The sequence below is a fragment of the Hymenobacter setariae genome, assembly GCF_007713685.1.
Taxonomy (GTDB): domain Bacteria; phylum Bacteroidota; class Bacteroidia; order Cytophagales; family Hymenobacteraceae; genus Hymenobacter; species Hymenobacter setariae.
Window position 1 is genome coordinate 29,637 of the sequence record NZ_VMRJ01000001.1, and the last position, 16,648, is coordinate 46,284.

Sequence of the window (16,648 nt, forward strand, 5' to 3'; positions counted from 1 at the left end):
ACAAGCTTTGGTTTAGATTAGGTTAGCTGTTTCAAAGAAAAGCCCGGTACTCTCACAGTGCCGGGCTTTTCGATTTTTAAGGCAATTTGTACGAAGAGTATTGCCGTTCGCATTTGCACAGCCAGGCAAATGCGAACGGCAATACTCTTTGTGCTACAGGGCTTCAGGCCGCATCTGCGGGAAGAAGAGCACCTCCTGAATAGAAGGCGAGTTAGTCATAATCATGCTTAGGCGGTCGATGCCGATACCTAGGCCGGCCGTAGGCGGCATGCCGTACTCAAGGGCGCGTAGGAAGTCGTCGTCGAGCACCATCGCCTCTGTGTCGCCGCGCTTGCCTAGCTCTAGCTGGTCCTCGAAGCGCTGACGCTGGTCGATAGGGTCATTCAGCTCCGAGAAGGCATTGCAAATTTCTTTGCCATTGCAAATGGCTTCGAAGCGCTCCACGAGGCCGGGGCGGTCGCGGTGCTTTTTGGCCAGCGGCGACATCTCGACGGGGTAGTCGGTGATGAAGGTAGGCTGGATGAGCTTGGGCTCGACGTGCTCGCCAAATATCTCATCAATGATTTTAGCTTTGCCCATGCTGGGGTCGAGCTCTACGTGCAGCTTGGTGGCAGTTTCGCGGAGGGCAGCCTCGTCCATCTCGCCGATGGCCACGCCAGTGTACTTCTCGATGGCCTCGAACATGGTGTAGCGCTGCCAGGGCCGCTGGAAGTTGATGAGGTTATCGCCCACCTGCACCTCGGTTTTGCCGTGCAACTGTAGGGCTACGCGCTCTACCATTTCTTCCACTAGGTCCATCATCCAGGCGTAGTCTTTGTAGGCTACGTAGAGCTCCATCTGCGTGAACTCAGGGTTGTGGAAGCGCGACATGCCTTCGTTGCGGAAGTCCTTCGAGAACTCGTACACGCCATCGAAGCCACCCACGATAAGGCGCTTGAGGTACAGCTCGTTGGCAATGCGCAGGTATAGCGTCATGTCCAGCGTGTTGTGGTGCGTCTTGAAGGGGCGCGCCGCCGCGCCGCCGTACAGGGGCTGCAAGATGGGCGTTTCTACTTCTAGGTAGCCTTTGTCATTCAAGTAATTGCGCATGGCCTGCACCAGCTGCGTGCGCTTGATGAACGTCTCGCGCACGTGCGGGTTCACCACGAGGTCTACGTAGCGCTGGCGGTAGCGCTGCTCGGGGTCCGAGAAGGAGTCATACACGACTTCCTCGCCAGTCACCTCATCTTTCTTAGTTTTAACGACTGGCAGTGGGCGCAGCGACTTGGCTAGCAGTTTCAGCTCGGTCACGTGCACCGAGATTTCGCCTACCTGCGTGGTGAACACGTGGCCTTTCACACCGATGAAGTCGCCTAGGTCGAGTAGCTTCTTGAATACCGTGTTATACAGCGTCTTGTCTTCGCCAGGGCAAATTTCATCGCGGTTGATGTAGAGCTGAATGCGGCCCGACGAGTCCATGAGCTCGGCAAACGAGGCCTTGCCCATTACGCGCGATGACATGAGGCGGCCGGCCAGCGATACTTCCTGGAAGTTGTTGAGCTCGGGGCGATAGTTGTCGAGAATCTCCTGCGCGGAGAAATTCACATCGAACAACTCCGATGGGTATGGCTCAACGCCAAGCTCTTGCAGTTGCGTCAGCTTCTGGCGGCGCAATTGCTCTTGTTCACTAAGATGGTGCATAGGTTGTCTGAACCACGGGTTCGTCAGCTTTTTCGGATGAACCGGGTTTACGACCGATTCTGCCCAAAAACCAGCCTGCTAGCCGCAGGCCGCTCCGTGGTGGAGTTAGTAAAAATGAAGTGCAAAAGTACGGTACGAAAAAAGCCGCTCCGAAGAGGAGCGGCTTACTATTCGGTTACAAAATCAGGTTCATCGGAAAAATCAGATGAATCCGTAGCTCAGGCATTACGCAGCCATCTTAAACTCGCGCTCGGGCTCAGCGCCGAGCAACGTGGGCTGCACCCGCGTACGCAGGCGCTCCTGCACAAAGCCACCTTGCAAGTGCGTGGGTAGCTCGCGCACCAACTGCTCGTAGCGCTCCAGACCTAGGGCCTTAGCCACGTAGGTCTCGTGCACGCCATTGAGGTAGCTCACGATATTAAGCAACGAGCTGTGGAACAGACGGAAGTCGATATCGGCTTCTACGTAACGCTCAATCTCGCGGCTGCTCTGCGAAATGCGCAGGCGACCTAGCAAGTCGAAGATGGTAGTGTAGCCTAGGCGCCAAGTAATCTGCTGCCAATGGGCGGCGGTCCACTTATCGAGCGGGCGGCCAGTCTTCTGGCTGCGGATAGCCGTGTTAGGGTTGGCCTGCACCTGCTGGCGCGTGCTGATGGCCTTCTGCTTGCGCGTGGTGCGCAAGAACTGCCCAATTTGGGCCTGGGCGTCAATCTCCTGCGAGGCGATATGTAGGCCAGCCTTATAGCCAGCCAGCGGCAGGCGGTGAATAGAGAAGTCGCCGTAAGCCCCCGCCGCGTAGAACGATACTGGACGCGGATACGCATTCTTCACAACAAGGCGTCCTACCTCGCGGCGAATAACCTGACCGTTGTTGGAGCGTACGCCGGTAGTATAGAGGAAGGCTTGTAAGCCTGATAGAATGGTATGGTAGGCCTGCGGGAAAGTCCAGTGCAAAGCATTGCGCAGGAAGTTGTCATCGCCGAGCTCGGCGGTGGCACGCAGGGCGTACTCGGTGCTCCAGCAGGTATGCAGCAGCTTGGTGAGCGCCGTCACATCAGTGTCGGTGAGCTCGGCTTGGTGCTGGCGGAAGTAGGGTAGGTGACCTAGGCCACCCAGCGGACCTTCGCCGTCCTGCAAGTGATAGTTGATGGCAAAGAAGTAATTGAGAAACACTTGCGCCGGAATAGAGCGACGCCAGTTTTCGTCGGCAAGGCGTTGCTGCTCCTGCTCTTCGGGCGTGAGCACGGCTTCGGCAGCTGCCACGGTCATCGGAGCCTGGTAAGGCTCGGTGGGGATGAGCGGAATAATGCGGGCTTCGGTTTTCGTAGTCATACCAGATAAACCAATAGCCAAGATTTTTAGTTGCTATTTGCTAAAGTTTTTTGTAATCCCATTAGTTGGTAATTATTGTTGGTAATTAGCTAGTTATGTGTAATGCTTGCAAAAGCTAATAAAAATATTTTTTGACTGCTATTTGCTGCCATGATTAGTAAGGGTTTTTAGTAGGAAGGTTAGTCAAAACAATTAGCTAAAGCCGCAGAAGCTACTAAGTGTAACGACGATGATGCTAGCCTAGATGGGGCATAAAAAAGCCCCTAGGCTACAGCCTAGGGGCTTCCTTAAAACAAAACCAATTGACTTACATCTGGTCCTTCAGTACGTTCACGGCTTCACCTAGGGTGATGTCCTTATTCAGGCCGCGCGTGAAGCGCATCGAGCGGTTGATTTTAACTGAATCGCCAGCCAGGGTCTTCGTGTCAGCCACCAGAGGTTTGATAACGAGCGGAGTAGCCGTTTTCTGGATGGTCTCATACTTGTCCGATACTGCCTTGAGGGCCTGCTGCTCGGCGCGGTAAGAGCTGAGTTTCAGCGATACAATGTTTTCGTCTTTACGCTTGCGCAGGGTCTGCACTAGCTCGGTCATCTGCTTGAAGCTGGGGCTGGCTGCTACACGAGCTTTGCTGTTAGCTTCGAGCTTAGTGTAGTTGGGCTGCTGGTCCCAGGCGCGGAAAGAGGCGGGCTTAATCTCATCCCATTTCAGCGGATAATCAGACTCTTTTTCGCCTTGGTCGAGGTACGAATAAATGTCTGGCAGCACGATATCGGAAGCCACACCCTTAAACTGGGTCGAGGCACCAGTTACGCGGTAAAACTTCTGCATTGTGAACTTGAGCGAGCCGAAGGGCTTGAGCGAGTTCAACTCGGCAGGCAGCGTCTCGTCTAGGTCTACTACACGCTGCACGGTGCCTTTGCCATAAGTGCTGGTGGTGCCCATAATAACACCACGCTTATAGTCCTGGATGGCAGCAGCCAAAATCTCAGAAGCCGAAGCACTGTGCTTATTTACGAGCACTACGAGCGGGCCGCTGTACTGCACGCGAGGGTCTTTATCATTAAGCACCTGGGTCATGCCTTGGCTCGAGTGCACCTGCACCATGGGGCCACTAGGCATGAACAGGCCGGCCATCTCAACGGCATCGGTTAGCGAACCGCCACCGTTTTCGCGCAAGTCAAACACTACACCTTGTACACCCTCAGCATTGAGCTTGGCTAGTTCCTTCTTCACATCGTCGGCCGATGAACGCCCGCCATTGTTGTTGAAGTCAGCGTAGAAGCCGGGCAGACGCAGGTAGCCGATTTTCTTACCGCTCGGGTCGTTAATAACGGCCGACTGAGCATAGGTCTCTTCGTTGACTACCACATCGCGGATGATAGGAATGACCTTAGTCGAGCCGTCGGGCTTTTTCACCGTCAGGCGCACTTCAGTGCCCTTCTTGCCGCGAATAAGTGTTACCGCCTTGTTGGTGTGCCAGCCCTCAATGCTAACGGGTTCGGCCGGGCCCTGCGCTACGCGTAGAATGGCATCACCTTTCTTGAGTTGGCCTTGACGGAACGAAGCCGAACCAGGTACTACCTCCTCAATGTAAATTAAGCCGTCCTTCTCGCGCAGAATAGCCCCGATGCCTTCCATGCGACCCGTGAGCTGGTAATCGAACTCTTCTTTATCCTTGGGCGCGAAGTACTCCGTGTGCGGGTCGTAGGTATTGGCAATAGTGTTGGCGTAGTTGGCCAGCGTCGTATTGGCGTCGGGCAAGTCAGCAAACTGCTCGTCGTAATACTTCTGCACACGTTTGCGGGCCTCTACCTCCATTTGAGCGGGGGTGCGGTCGGGCTCAGCAGTAGCAGGCTCTTTGGCTTGGCTGGCAGTTTTGGCGCGGTCATGACGCTTGTCCTGCTCGTCCATCATTTCGGCCACGCGCGTCATGGTCTCATACTTCAGCAGCTTGCGCCACTGCTCACGCTGGTCGGCAGCATTGAGCGGGAAGGTAGCCTTTTCGAAGTCGGTTTGAAACGTCTCATCGGCGTCGAATGTGAACGGCTGAGCTAGAATCTGGTGCGTGAGCTCCTGCACCTGCTTGGTGCGCTCAGCAATGAGCTTGGTGCTCAAATCCAGAAATCCGTGCGTACCAGCCTTGGTTTCGTCGTCAATCTTGGTTTCGTACTGGCGGAGCTGCGTCACATCGGCTTGCGTCAAGAATTTCTTGCGGTAGTCGATGCGCTTGAGATATAAGTCAAATACCCGCTTGCTGAACGCATCGTCGATGCGCTCGGGCTGGTAGTGGGCCGAAGACAGGCCCTGCACCAGCGTACCCACTAGCACCTGCTCCTTAGTGGGCAGCGCTGTGGGGTCATTGTGCCGGTAAAAGCGGTAGGAGGCCAGTCCAAACACGGCCCCGACCATACCCGCGTACATACCAATTTTAAAACGGGAGGAAAGCATCTAGAAAGAATAATAGTATGAAGAAGCCAAATGTAGGAGGCAGCAACCAACCTAGCACTATGTACGATGAAAACGCCGCCAGAGGCCAGAATAGTGCCGACAAACGACGGGAATAATCCCCTCACTTTAGGGTCAGTAAGCACAGTGCTACGCTAGCCCCGCAACGCGCCAAAAAGCCCCAGCTTATGGCTGCCAATTCCTTCCTTTGTTGAACAATAAACGCGCCATAGTGGCAAACCGTTTTTTATGTCAACAACTCTGTTACCTGCCGCCCGCGCTGCGCTCCTAGGTTTGGCCGTGGGCGATGCCCTAGGGGTGCCCGTCGAATTCATCGGCCGCGAGGCGCGTCGTCGCGACCCCGTAACTGATATGCGCGGCTATGGTACTCACCACCAGCCCCCCGGTACTTGGTCCGACGATTCTTCGCTGACATTCTGCTTGGCCGAAACACTGGCTACAGTTGGCTACGATGTAGCTGACGCAGCTCAGCGCTTTGTGCGCTGGCAGGATGAAGCGTACTGGACTGCGCATGGCCGAGTGTTTGATATTGGCATTGCGACAGCTGAGGCTTTGCAGCGGCTGCGCCGAGGAGCAAACCCACAGCAAGCTGGTGGCACCGATGAGTATAGTAATGGAAATGGCTCTCTGATGCGAATCCTGCCTTTGGCATTCATAATCAAAGACTGGACACTAACTGAACGGTTTAGGGCCACGCGCGAGATGTCGAGTATAACTCACGGGCACATTAGGTCTGTGATAGCCTGCTTTATCTACTTGGAAGTAGCTCGGCAGCTACTACTAGGCCTAGGGAAGCATGAAGCGTATACTGCCATGCAGAAAGAGACAAACAGCTTTTTTAAAACGGCGGGTATTGGCTCAGAATTAGAACTGCGTCAGTTCCATCGAATCTTAGAAAATCCTTACGGCGAGTTTAATATCAAACCACTTACTGCTTATCAAGAAGATGAAATCAAGTCTTCTGGCTACGTAGTGCACACCCTAGAAGCGGCGCTTTGGTGCATGCTCACGCACGACACCTATGCAGCCACCGTGCTAGCCGCCGTGAACCTAGGCGAGGACACCGATACGACCGGCGCAGTGGCCGGTGGCTTAGCTGGGTTGGCTTATGGCGAGGCAGCTATTCCGGCAGAGTGGCTGGGCGTGCTGGCCCGCCGCGCCGATATCGAAGACCTAGCAAGCAGGCTGAGCGGGCCACAGTAGCTTGCCACCCGAAAAAGCAACTCGCTCCAACTCTAACTCCCTTCTAGACTATGCCCCAGTTACCACCCCGCCCGCTGCCCAACTCCTACTGGGCTACGCCTACCTTGCTGGCCTGCGAATACCCCGGTGCCCCCACGCCCGCCGAAGCCATTCCGAAGCTAGATGCCCTGTTGGAAGCCGGTATTCGCGATTTTTATGACCTGACCGAGCCCAGCGAGCTTGTACCCTACGAGGCGTTGCTGCACGAGCGGGCCGCCCACGCCGGGCTCAACCCCGCCGATATTCGCTACCATCGCCTGCCCATTCGCGACCTCGACCTGCCTTCAGCTCAGTGCCTGCAAGATGCATTGGCTGGCCTAGCGGCGAGTGCGGCCGCGGGCCGGCGCGCGGCCGTGCACTGCTGGGGTGGCATTGGGCGCACGGGCACCGTGGTGGGCTGCCACTTGGTGCAGGCCCACGGCCTAAGTGGGGCCGAAGCGCTCGCCTACATCGCCCACGAGTGGCAAACAGTGGCTAAGCGCGACCGCGCCCCGCGCTCGCCCGAAACCGATGCCCAGCTGGCTTTTGTGCGCAGCTACCGGCCAGTCGGGCAGTAGCCCGCCCAGGGAGGCTACTCGCCGCCTACGGCTGCCACGGCCGAGCGGGCCGTTAGGGTCGAGCCGGCACTTGCTATTACTACTAAGCCCACGGCTACCCATTGGCCCGTGGTGAGGCGCTCGTGTAAGAACAGCCAGCCGCACAGCGCAGCGGCAGCTGGCTCGATGCTCATCAGAATGCTGAAGGTGCGCGTGGGTAAGCGCTTAAGGGCCTGCATCTCTAGGGTGAAGGGCAAGGCGCTTGACAGCAAGGCTAGGGCCGCCCCCGCCGCTAGTAGGCCCGGCGTGAGCAGGCGCAGTTGGCCCCCAGCTAGCCCAAACGGCAGCACGGCCACCGTGGCAAACAGCATACCCACGGCTACGGCGGTATTACCAGGCAGCACCTGAGCTACGCGCCCACCCAGTACAATGTACACGGCCCAGCACCCGCCCGCCGCTAGCGCGAAAAGCATGCCTACCAAGTCGATACCCTGCCCGTGCCAAGGCGCAATAAGTGCAATGCCCACCGCAGCGAGCACGGCCCAAGCTACATCGAGTACCCGGCGCGAGCCGGCTAGGGCCACCAGCAGCGGCCCCACAAACTCTAGCGTGACGCCTAGCCCCAGCGGTATCCGTGCCAGTGCGCAGTAGAACAAGCCATTCATGGCACCTAGGGCCACGCCATAGGGTACTACTGCTCGCCACTGTGCCGCACTTAGTTGCCGAAGCTTAGGCCGCACGGTTACAAAGAGCATCACGGCAGCCAGACCAATACGTAGGCTAGCAGTGCCCACCGCGCCCACCACCGGAAAAAGCCCTTTAGCAATAGCTGCACCGGCCTGCACACTTAAAATAGCCAATAAGACCGCCGGCACCGGCGGCATAGAAAAACGAGAAGAATTGGCCACTGGGCGAAGATGAGACAAGAGTAGGGTAAGTAGGGTGGTGGCCTAAATGAGTGCCAAGACCTAGCCTAAGCCATTGGGTAGCGGATAAATGAGTAGCGTCACCTTCATCACTTCCTAGTAGGTGATGTATTGCGCCTGAGGGTAGGGAGTCAGGGATGCGGTGTCCTTTGGGTCTAGCTAGTAAGGAGCTGCGTCTGAGTTAAATGAAAGAATCCTTCGCGCTTGACGATGGGCCGGCCTGCCCTATTAAACTGGCTTCCGATTAGCTGAGAAAAAACAGATTGGAGCCGCGCAGAGTGTCATGATAGCCGGCGTAAAGCGGAGCCTTTTCAGTCCCACATGGTGAGTGATGGGGGCATGGTGACCACGAGCCGTTGGGCCGTGGCCGACTATGCAAGTGCGCAAAACAAGAGAATGACTTTCATAGACGACAACAAAGCAGGCAAAGGCTCTGCAAAATAAAGGCCTGCCCGCTGCCTAAGCTATAATGCTGGCCCAGAGCACCCGCTCGCAACTGCTGAATAGGCTATTTATTTAAAGTCCGATTGAGGCCAATTTCATGCCCTAGGGGGTGCGGGTAGCTAGTTGCTGCAACAACATTAATTAGACAAAAAGCCAGCCGCGCGATAGGGCGGCTGGCTACAGCAGTCGGAGGGCATGGTATTACCAGAAGCGGTTATGGCTTAGTAATCTGCCTTTTTACTTGAGCTTAAAGGGAAGCGATAGGTCGTGGCTGCGAAGGGAATAGCGCTTGCCTCTAGGTGCGGCCAGTTATCCTCGGATGCTGGCTGCCAGCGCTTAGTACACTACTGTGAGCGGGCCGCTGTACGACTTACCATTGCCCAGCGTGATAACGTAGTAGTAAGTGCCCACCGGGGCCGGCTGCCCGCTAATGTTGCCGTTCCACTCATTGCCGCGGCGGTAACCTGAGGTTTCAAAAATCTTGTTGCCCCAGCGGTTGAAGACGAGCACGTGGTTGCCGGGATACTCGCCGATATTAGCGATTTCCCAGGTGTCATCGTTGCCATCGCCATTAGGGCTGAGCGCGTTAGGAATGCGTAGGCGCGGTGTTACGGTCACAGTCACCGAGCTTTGGCCAGTGCAGTCACCTAGTTGGGCCGAGAGGGTGTAGGTCGTCGTGACGGCTGGCGCGGCTACGGGCCGTAGTGGATTGCTGGCAATCGTGAGCCCTAGGGCAGGCGCCCAGGTCACCGGGTAGGTGCCATCGGCCGAGCCTTCGAGCTGTACCTGTTCGCCCTCCATGATAGTCTTGTTGGGCCCAGCCTCTACATGAGGCGTGGGGTTGATAGCCACCGTGATAGCATTGGAAACAACCGTAACCGGCCCGCATGCGGTAGTGGTGCGCACAACTAGCGAGACTGCCTGGCCATCGCGCAAGGTGCTGCTAGTGAATATAGTACCCGCCGAGGTAGTTTGAACTCCGCCCACGGCCGTGCCATCTACCTGCCACTGGTACTGCGTGCCAGTGCCAAGGTTAGTCACATTATCGGCCCGGAACGTAACCGGTGCCCCGGCGCACGCTGGTAGCGCCGTTCGCACGCTTATCGCCGCTGTGGGCAGCGCTATTGGTATCAGGCTGACAGTGGCGGTAGCTGCGGGCTGGCCGGTAGCGCAGAAGTTGGCGGTGGGCGTCAGTTCCACGCGTACTAGGTCGCCGTTGGCAAGGGTTGAGCTGGTGAAGGTAGCACTACTGGCTACCAATGTATTATTGACAAACCAGTGATAGGAAGGGGTGGTGCCGGCGTTGGTGGGCACCGGCGTGAAGGTGATGGCCGTGCCCGCGCACTGCGCAGCCGGGGTGGGCAGCGCCACACCCGCCACCACTGGCGCCTGCGGCCGCACCGCCACTACGTTCGAAATGACAGTGCCGCAGGCATCGGTTGCAACGCGCCGGTAGTACAGCAGCGTTGTCACCGGGCCGGGCGAGTAGGTGGTATTGGTAGCGCCTGCCACCGCTGCCCAAGTCGCATTATCGGCCGAGGCCTGCCACTGGTAGGCAAAGGTGCCGGTGCCGCCGCTCGCCTCTGCCGTGCTTGTGAGGGGCGCGGGGGCCGACCCTAGGCATACCGTTTGGTCGGCGCCAATGGTGCCTGGTACTAGCGCCGGCAGCACGGTCACGGCCACGGTGCTCGTGCTGGTGCAACCCACGGCGTTGGTCACAGTGAGAGTATAGGATTGAGTGACAGCTGCCGTAGTGGTATTCGGAAGTGTGAGGGTGGGGTTGGCCACACTGCTGCTGCTCAGACCGGTGGCCGGGCTCCAGCTGTAGGTGAGGCCCGCCACGGGCGCGGCACCTAGGCTAATTGGCACGCCCGTACAAGTACTGCGCGTGGCGGCGCCCGCATCGGCCACGGGCACCGGATTCACCGTCACCGTGACTTGGCCGGTGGCGCCGCAGCTACTGTTTAGGGCTGCCCCCGTGATGGTGTAAGTGGTAGTTTGGGTGGGGCTAACTACAAAAGGCCCGCTGCCGGTAAGGGGAGTGGCCCCTCCCGTTACAGTGTAGGGCGCCGCGCCGCCCACAATGGTTAGGGTAGTGCTGCTGCCCCGGCAAATAGTAAGGTTGCCGGTGGCCGTGAGTGTGCCGGGCTGGGCCACCACCACGCGCTGCACTACCGAGTCGAGCGGGCAGCCATACTGGCTTATCCCTTTAACTGTTACGCTACCAGTGCCAACCTTGGCCCAATTTACGCGCAGCGTGTCGGCGGTGCTGCTGCCCACAATAGTGCCACCCACTACGCGCCAACTTAGCTTGGCGGCAGTGCTGCCGCTAGCCACGTAGCTATGCACCGTATTGAGCTCGCACACAGTAGCATCTCCTTTAATGGCCGTGGGGCCCTTTGGCTTGGTCACCGTAATGTGCAGAATGTCCACTACCGTTTTGCCGGCGCAGCCCATGTCTTTTACTAGCAGCGCCACGTCGTAGGGCGTGGTGCGGGCGTCGGTGCAGGCGGTGTTGAAGGTAAAGGTGCTCGTTACTACACCGTTGGTGCCGGTGGTGGTGGCTGTGCCCGTGGGGTTGCCGGGCGTCACGGTGCCCGGCTGGCCACCTAGGTCCGCATTATAGCCACCCGCCCCATCGAGCAGCACACTATTCAGCGTCATCGACAGCGGGTGGCCGTCGGCCTGGGTCACCGTAATGGGTATGGTCAGGTTGCTGCCGGCCTCGATGGTGTAGTTGCGCGGCATGGTAGCCACCGGGGGCAGCACCGGCGACTTGGTAGTAGGGCACAAAGCCACCACAAGCTGCAAGTCGCGCCGCGTGGTACCAATCAGTACTTCTTGGCCGTTCACAGTGCGGTACTCACTTACATCGACGGCCACGGCGTACTTGGCGCCTACTTTAGTAGACGAGTACTTCGCAATGCCACTGTTGGCATCAAGCTCGGCAAAATTGCCGGTCGTAGTACCGAAGGGAGTGGCCGCCGAATAGCCATTCCCTAGGTTGTAGCTCAACGTCGTCGGCGGGGGCGCAAAGGCGAACACAGGCAGCCTCCCTAGGCCATCTACGGTGCCATAGGGCTGGCCAAACGAGTACACCAGCCGGTCGCCGTCGGCGTCCACGGCATTGTTAAGCAAAAAGGTAGTGTCGTTGGCGCAAATGATGGCTACGGCCAAGTCCGAGAACACCGGCGAGTGGTTGGGTAGGGCCGGCGGCGCTAGGGCCGTGTACAGCGTCAGGGCCTGTCCACCCGCGTTGAAGAGATTGGTAATGTCGACGTTGCGATTACCGTCCGTAAATAAAGCGTAGTAGCCGGCCGTTGACATAGGCAGATTTACCACGCCCACAAACTTCTGAAGCTGATAGGGCTGCGAAACCCCCGAAATAGTGCAGCCCGGCGGAACGGCCGGCTGCTCGCACGCCCCTAGCGACGTCTGCGGAATGCTCATCATCCCGGTTTGCCCCGAGTTGGTAATCGTGTAGTCGTAGTTGGTATTGTTCAAGACAATCCGGGAGCCGGTGGCCTGGTCATAAATCCCTACCGAGGCCGCCGTTCGAATGGCCGAATTGCCGCAGTTGTTGTATATCGCCACCGTTATTTCGTAGCGCAGCGGGGCGGCGGCGGGGCCATTGGCATCGAGGTAGCGGTAGGTCATCTCGCCGCCGAGCAGGTGCGTGGCTAGGGCGGGATGGGCGGCCCCCAGCCCCAGCAGAATAAGCACCAGCCCTGGCACCAAACCTAGGCGGCGTAGTAAAGTTGCAAGCATAGAAGGCAGGGGAGAGGAGCAGAAAAAAGACCGCGTAAACAACCCGCGATAAGCGGCACTAGGCAACCGTAGCACCACCTCGACAAGCGCCAAGCCTGCTCGGGTAGCTCGCAATAGCACTCTCTCGGGAGCATGTAGCTGCCCAGTATCGATGGCAAAAAAAGCGAGCAGGCGGTGGTGCCGCCACGCAGAAGCTGCATAGCGCCAATGAAGCTAGCTCAGCCAGGTGCTCGCCTTGGCGCTACGAGCAGCTAAAGAATGCTGATTAAGAGTTCGTAGCGTCGAGGACATAGGGGCGGGAAAATTGAGAGTTCGGCGTGAAAGTACAAGTTTTCCCCCAAATTAGGATAGCTGTTTTCTAGGTTGGCGCAAAAAAAACCGAACCCCTTGCTGCCTCAGTAGCAAGGGGTTCGGAATGCCCCACTAGCGGGCGGAGGTCATAGTCAGTTCAAGCCCCAGTAGGCGAAGAAGAGCGACCTAACAAGCAAGTGGTTTGGCGCTCATCTTCGCGAGCCAGGCCACTTGTAAGATTACCAGGCGCTAGCCAAATGTGTAGTACGCGCTCAATTGCGCGTTGAGGAAAGCCCGGTCGGTAAAATGCGCTAGCGAGTAGCCGATTACGGCATTCACCAAGGCGTGCGCCGTGAGCTCTACACGGGGCGACACGGTGTAGCGTACCCCCGGCCCCAGCGAGATGTTGCCGGAAATTTGGTTTTGGCGGCGCACCTGCTGGTAGCTAGGCTGCCCCGTCGAGGCGGGCGGAACGGCAGTATAGGTGTAGGTGGTGGCCGCCCGCAGCACCGTGAGACCACCTAGGGCCTCGACATGGAAGCGCTTGGGCGCCGGCGCAAACGTGAAGCGCCCCAGCACAGGTATAATGAGAGTTGCCGTATGCGTGTCGAGCGTTCCGGCTACGGAGGCCGGAACGCCCGGAGCCGAGTAAGGATTCTCGAGTTGATTGCGCCAGGCCAGGGCGGCTCCCGCTTGCACTGCCCAGCGCGGGCTTAGGCGCATGCCAACCGTAAGCGACGGACCTAGGATGGTACTGCTAGTGCCGCTATCCATGAAAGGAGAATCGGTGAGCAGCGATGCACCCACCCCGGCGTAAAAGCGCGACAGAGGAGTGGTAGTCTGGGCAATGCTGACCAAGGGGCAGGCGGCCGCGAGCAAGCCCGTGGCTAGGAGAGTAAAAGAGCGCATAAGCGAATTAGGAATGAGTGGAAAAGGATACCTGCAAGGTAAATGCTTTTTAGCTAGCTCCCATGTTTCAGCCAGCAAGTCCTTCGCCCGCCTCTTATTCGGCTGACCAGTGGCCTCAAATCCTGAATTATATACACGCTACTGAGCCCTGAAGCATGCGCATAATACAGCCTGCCAAGAGCACCGGCCAGCGGCAAAAAGAAACCGCCAGCCCATTCGGTTGCCAGCATCATCTGTCCAACGGCTTGGGCTCAGTCAAGGCAGATAGTACCCACCTAGGGGCCACTTATACTGCACAATGTCAACAGTACTGTCGAGCACCTCGCAAACAGCCAAGGTTATAGGCCGGGCGAGGTAGTTATATCTTTGTAGTTCAGGAAATCTTCACTCAAGCTTTAAGCGTTTAAGCTTCATATTTCCTTCAAGTTTTCTACCAAGTTGTTCGCTCTAGCGTTGTCGTTTTTATCTCCTTCTGCAAAATCAGTTAGCCTAGCTACTATCCTCACCGCCCTTGCTGGCCAAGTAGCCGCCCAGAGTGCGGGCCCGGCCGCCGACAGCTTGACGGTAGCCATTGAGCCTACCTACACCCAAGTAACTAAAGTGCACCGCTGGCTGCTCGGCGACAGCTACCGCCAGCTGTGGGCGGCGCCCGTGCGGCTGCGCGTTTTTCACCTAGGGCGCGAAAAGGGCGGCCTCACTATTTTGCAGCGCGGGGGCGGCCTCCAAACCAAGTCGCTGCGCATGCAGGATACCAGTGGGCAGCAGTGGGTGCTGCGCACCATTCAAAAATACCCCGAGCGGGGCCTGCCGCCCACGCTGCGGGCCACCATCGCCAAAGACATTTTGCAAGACCAAGTGTCGGCCTCGCACCCGTACTCGGCGGTAGTGGTGCCGCCGCTGGCGCAGGCCCTAGGTATTCCGCACGCGCACCCCGAAATCGTGTTTGTGCCCGACGACCCAGCCCTAGGGCAGTATCGCCAGGATTTTGCCAACCAAGTGTTCTTGCTCGAGGAGCGCGAGCCCCTAGATGCCGACAAAACTGACAACACCGAAAAAGCGCAGAACCGGCTCGAAAAAGACCACGACAACCGCGTAGACCAGGTGACCGTGCTGCGGGCTCGCCTGCTTGATATGCTGCTCGGCGACTACGACCGCCACGAAGACCAGTGGCGCTGGGAGCGCCGTGAGGCCGACGGCGGCACTCTCTACGAGCCCGTGCCGCGCGACCGCGACCACGTCTTTTACAAGCCTTCGGGGGCATTCCCGTGGGCTTTGTCGCGCCACATTTTCAAGTCTAATGTACAGGGCTACGACGACCATATTCGGTCTATTAACCGTTGGAACGACAAGGCCCGCGACTTCGACCGCTACTTCCTGAACGCACTGAGCGAGGAAGACTGGAAAGCCCAGGTTGCCTATGTGCAGGCCCACCTGCCCGATAGCCTGTTGGCGCGCGCTGTGCGGCTGCTGCCTCCCAACATCTACCAGCTTAGCGGCCCCCAGATTACGCATAACCTGGTAGCCCGGCGAGCTAACCTAGGGCGGCAGGCCATGCATTACTACCGCTTTTTGGCTAAAAAGGTCAGCATCCCGGCCTCTAATAAGCGCGAGCGTCTCGAAGTAACCCACCTGCTTGGCGGCCAGCTGCGCGTGACCAGCACCGCCCTCAAGAAAGATGGCACCCCCGGCGACCTGCTGTACCAGCGCACGTTTGACCCCGCCGATACCCGCGAGCTGCGTCTCTACGGCCTAGGGGGCGCCGACAACTTCGCGGTGACGGGGGAGGGGCGCTCACGCATCAAGGTGCGGCTAATTGGCGGTGCCGGCGACGACACCTTTGCGGTGGCGCCCGAGGTCGGGCCCAAGCGCAAAGTGTTGATATACGACCGCTCTGACGAGCCCAACACGCTGCCCGCGCCCGGCCTAGCCCGCGTGCGCACCTCGGCCGATACAACGGTGAATAGCTTCAACCGGACCGGCTTTCACTACGACTTCTTGCAGCCGCTCCTGCTGGCGGGCTACAACCGCGACTATGGCGTTCAGCTCATCGGTAACTTCATTTACCAGCGGCAGGGCTTTCGTAAGACGCCCTATGCCAGCCGCCAGAGCCTGCTCGTGAACTACGGTTTCGGCAACAACTCGCTGCTGCTCGGCTACACCGGCGATTTTAAAAAGGTGTTGGGCCAAAACGACTTACTGGTGAATGTGCTGTCGAAAGGCCCCAACTACAACAACAACTTCTTCGGCGTCGGCAACGAAACCGAGTTTGTGAACGAGGGCGGCCGCCGTATTCGCTACTACCGCGGCATCTATAACCTGCTCACGGCTGATGTGCGCCTGAGCCGCACCTACCAACACTGGCGCCTGAGTGGCGGCATAGCGGCCCAGCACTACACCAGTGCCGCCGAAAAGAATGAAAGCCGCTACCTAGGCGTGTACGCCGCCGAGAACCCCGGCGAGGAAGTGTTCAGTCGCCAGATGTACGCTGGGTTGGTGGCCAGCGCCACCTTCGACACCCGCGACCGGGCCCTGGTAGCCCACCGCGGCGTGTACTGGAGCACCAGCATCAGCGGCCTGCGCCGGCTCGATGGCGACCACCATTCCTTCGGGCAGGCCCTCACCGAGTTTACGTTCTACGCCAGCCCCACCCGCGACTCTAGCCTGGTCATTGCCAACCGCACTGGGGGCGGCACCACCCTAGGTAACGCTGCCTACTTCCAGCAGCTCAAGCTAGGCGGCGCCCAAAACCTGCGCGGCTATTACCTGTGGCGCTTCACAGGCAAGAGTATGGTGTACAACAACCTAGAGCTGCGATTTAAGCTACTAGACTTCACTTCGTACCTGCTGCCCGGCACCCTAGGGCTGGTGGCCTTCAACGACGTGGGGCGCGTGTGGTCGCCCGATGAGCGCTCGCAAACCTGGCACACCGGCTACGGGGGCGGGCTGTACTTTTTGCCGGCGCAGTTGGTGCTGGTGCAGGCCGTAGTTGGGTTCTCCAACGAAGGCATGTATCCATACATCTCGGCCGGCTTCCGGTTTTAGCGAGGCCTAGG

9 protein-coding genes are annotated in these 16,648 nt (G+C 58.3%); 3 read left to right on the plus strand and 6 right to left on the minus strand.

Annotated elements, in window-relative coordinates:
* Positions 1-153: 153 nt before the first annotated feature.
* The 3 genes from lysS to FNT36_RS00155 all read right to left on the minus strand — a co-directional run bounded on the left by lysS (position 154) and on the right by FNT36_RS00155 (position 5,461).
* On the minus strand, positions 154-1,680 hold the full coding sequence (gene lysS, locus FNT36_RS00145) for a lysine--tRNA ligase (RefSeq protein WP_144842774.1): 1,527 nt from the start codon (positions 1,678-1,680) through the stop codon (positions 154-156).
* A 225-nt stretch (positions 1,681-1,905) separates the two neighbouring features.
* Complete coding sequence (locus FNT36_RS00150) at positions 1,906-3,012, minus strand: hypothetical protein (protein WP_233635561.1); 1,107 nt, start codon at positions 3,010-3,012, stop codon at positions 1,906-1,908.
* A 307-nt stretch (positions 3,013-3,319) separates the two neighbouring features.
* Positions 3,320-5,461, minus strand: a complete 2,142-nt coding sequence (locus tag FNT36_RS00155) for a carboxy terminal-processing peptidase (RefSeq protein WP_144842776.1) — start codon at positions 5,459-5,461, stop codon at positions 3,320-3,322.
* Positions 5,462-5,707: 246 nt separating this feature from the next.
* Between FNT36_RS00155 and FNT36_RS00160 the strand changes: the two genes are divergently transcribed.
* Both FNT36_RS00160 and FNT36_RS00165 read left to right on the plus strand, forming a co-directional pair.
* The gene (locus FNT36_RS00160) at positions 5,708-6,682 is read left to right on the plus strand and encodes an ADP-ribosylglycohydrolase family protein (RefSeq protein WP_144842778.1); all 975 of its coding nucleotides are present in this window, start codon (positions 5,708-5,710) and stop codon (positions 6,680-6,682) included.
* 50 nt (positions 6,683-6,732) lie between these two features.
* Positions 6,733-7,278: a protein-tyrosine phosphatase family protein gene (locus tag FNT36_RS00165; protein WP_144842779.1), complete on the plus strand. Its 546-nt coding sequence runs from the start codon at positions 6,733-6,735 to the stop codon at positions 7,276-7,278.
* A gap of 14 nt (positions 7,279-7,292) precedes the next feature.
* Here the strand turns inward: FNT36_RS00165 and FNT36_RS00170 are convergent, their stop codons facing one another.
* From FNT36_RS00170 to FNT36_RS00180, 3 genes are all read right to left on the minus strand, one after another.
* The gene (locus FNT36_RS00170; protein ID WP_233635562.1) at positions 7,293-8,183 is read right to left on the minus strand and encodes an EamA family transporter; all 891 of its coding nucleotides are present in this window, start codon (positions 8,181-8,183) and stop codon (positions 7,293-7,295) included.
* 780 nt (positions 8,184-8,963) lie between these two features.
* Positions 8,964-12,395, minus strand: a complete 3,432-nt coding sequence (locus FNT36_RS00175) for a gliding motility-associated C-terminal domain-containing protein (protein ID WP_144842781.1) — start codon at positions 12,393-12,395, stop codon at positions 8,964-8,966.
* Positions 12,396-12,935: 540 nt separating this feature from the next.
* Positions 12,936-13,595, minus strand: coding sequence for an outer membrane beta-barrel protein (locus FNT36_RS00180; RefSeq protein WP_144842783.1), 660 nt, complete (start codon positions 13,593-13,595; stop codon positions 12,936-12,938).
* 438 nt (positions 13,596-14,033) lie between these two features.
* On the opposite strand from FNT36_RS00180, the gene FNT36_RS00185 reads away from it, so the two are divergent.
* Positions 14,034-16,637, plus strand: a complete 2,604-nt coding sequence (locus tag FNT36_RS00185) for a BamA/TamA family outer membrane protein (protein WP_233635563.1) — start codon at positions 14,034-14,036, stop codon at positions 16,635-16,637.
* Positions 16,638-16,648: the final 11 nt, after the last annotated feature.

Bases quoted from the DNA above. Each gene is read 5' to 3' on its own strand.
- lysS (WP_144842774.1), bottom strand. From the start codon at position 1,680: ATGCACCATCTTAGTGAACAAGAGCAATTGCGCCGCCAGAAGCTGACG.
- FNT36_RS00150 (WP_233635561.1), bottom strand. From the start codon at position 3,012: ATGACTACGAAAACCGAAGCCCGCATTATTCCGCTCATCCCCACCGAG.
- FNT36_RS00155 (WP_144842776.1), bottom strand. From the start codon at position 5,461: ATGCTTTCCTCCCGTTTTAAAATTGGTATGTACGCGGGTATGGTCGGG.
- FNT36_RS00160 (WP_144842778.1), top strand. From the start codon at position 5,708: ATGTCAACAACTCTGTTACCTGCCGCCCGCGCTGCGCTCCTAGGTTTG.
- FNT36_RS00165 (WP_144842779.1), top strand. From the start codon at position 6,733: ATGCCCCAGTTACCACCCCGCCCGCTGCCCAACTCCTACTGGGCTACG.
- FNT36_RS00175 (WP_144842781.1), bottom strand. From the start codon at position 12,395: ATGCTTGCAACTTTACTACGCCGCCTAGGTTTGGTGCCAGGGCTGGTG.
- FNT36_RS00180 (WP_144842783.1), bottom strand. From the start codon at position 13,595: ATGCGCTCTTTTACTCTCCTAGCCACGGGCTTGCTCGCGGCCGCCTGC.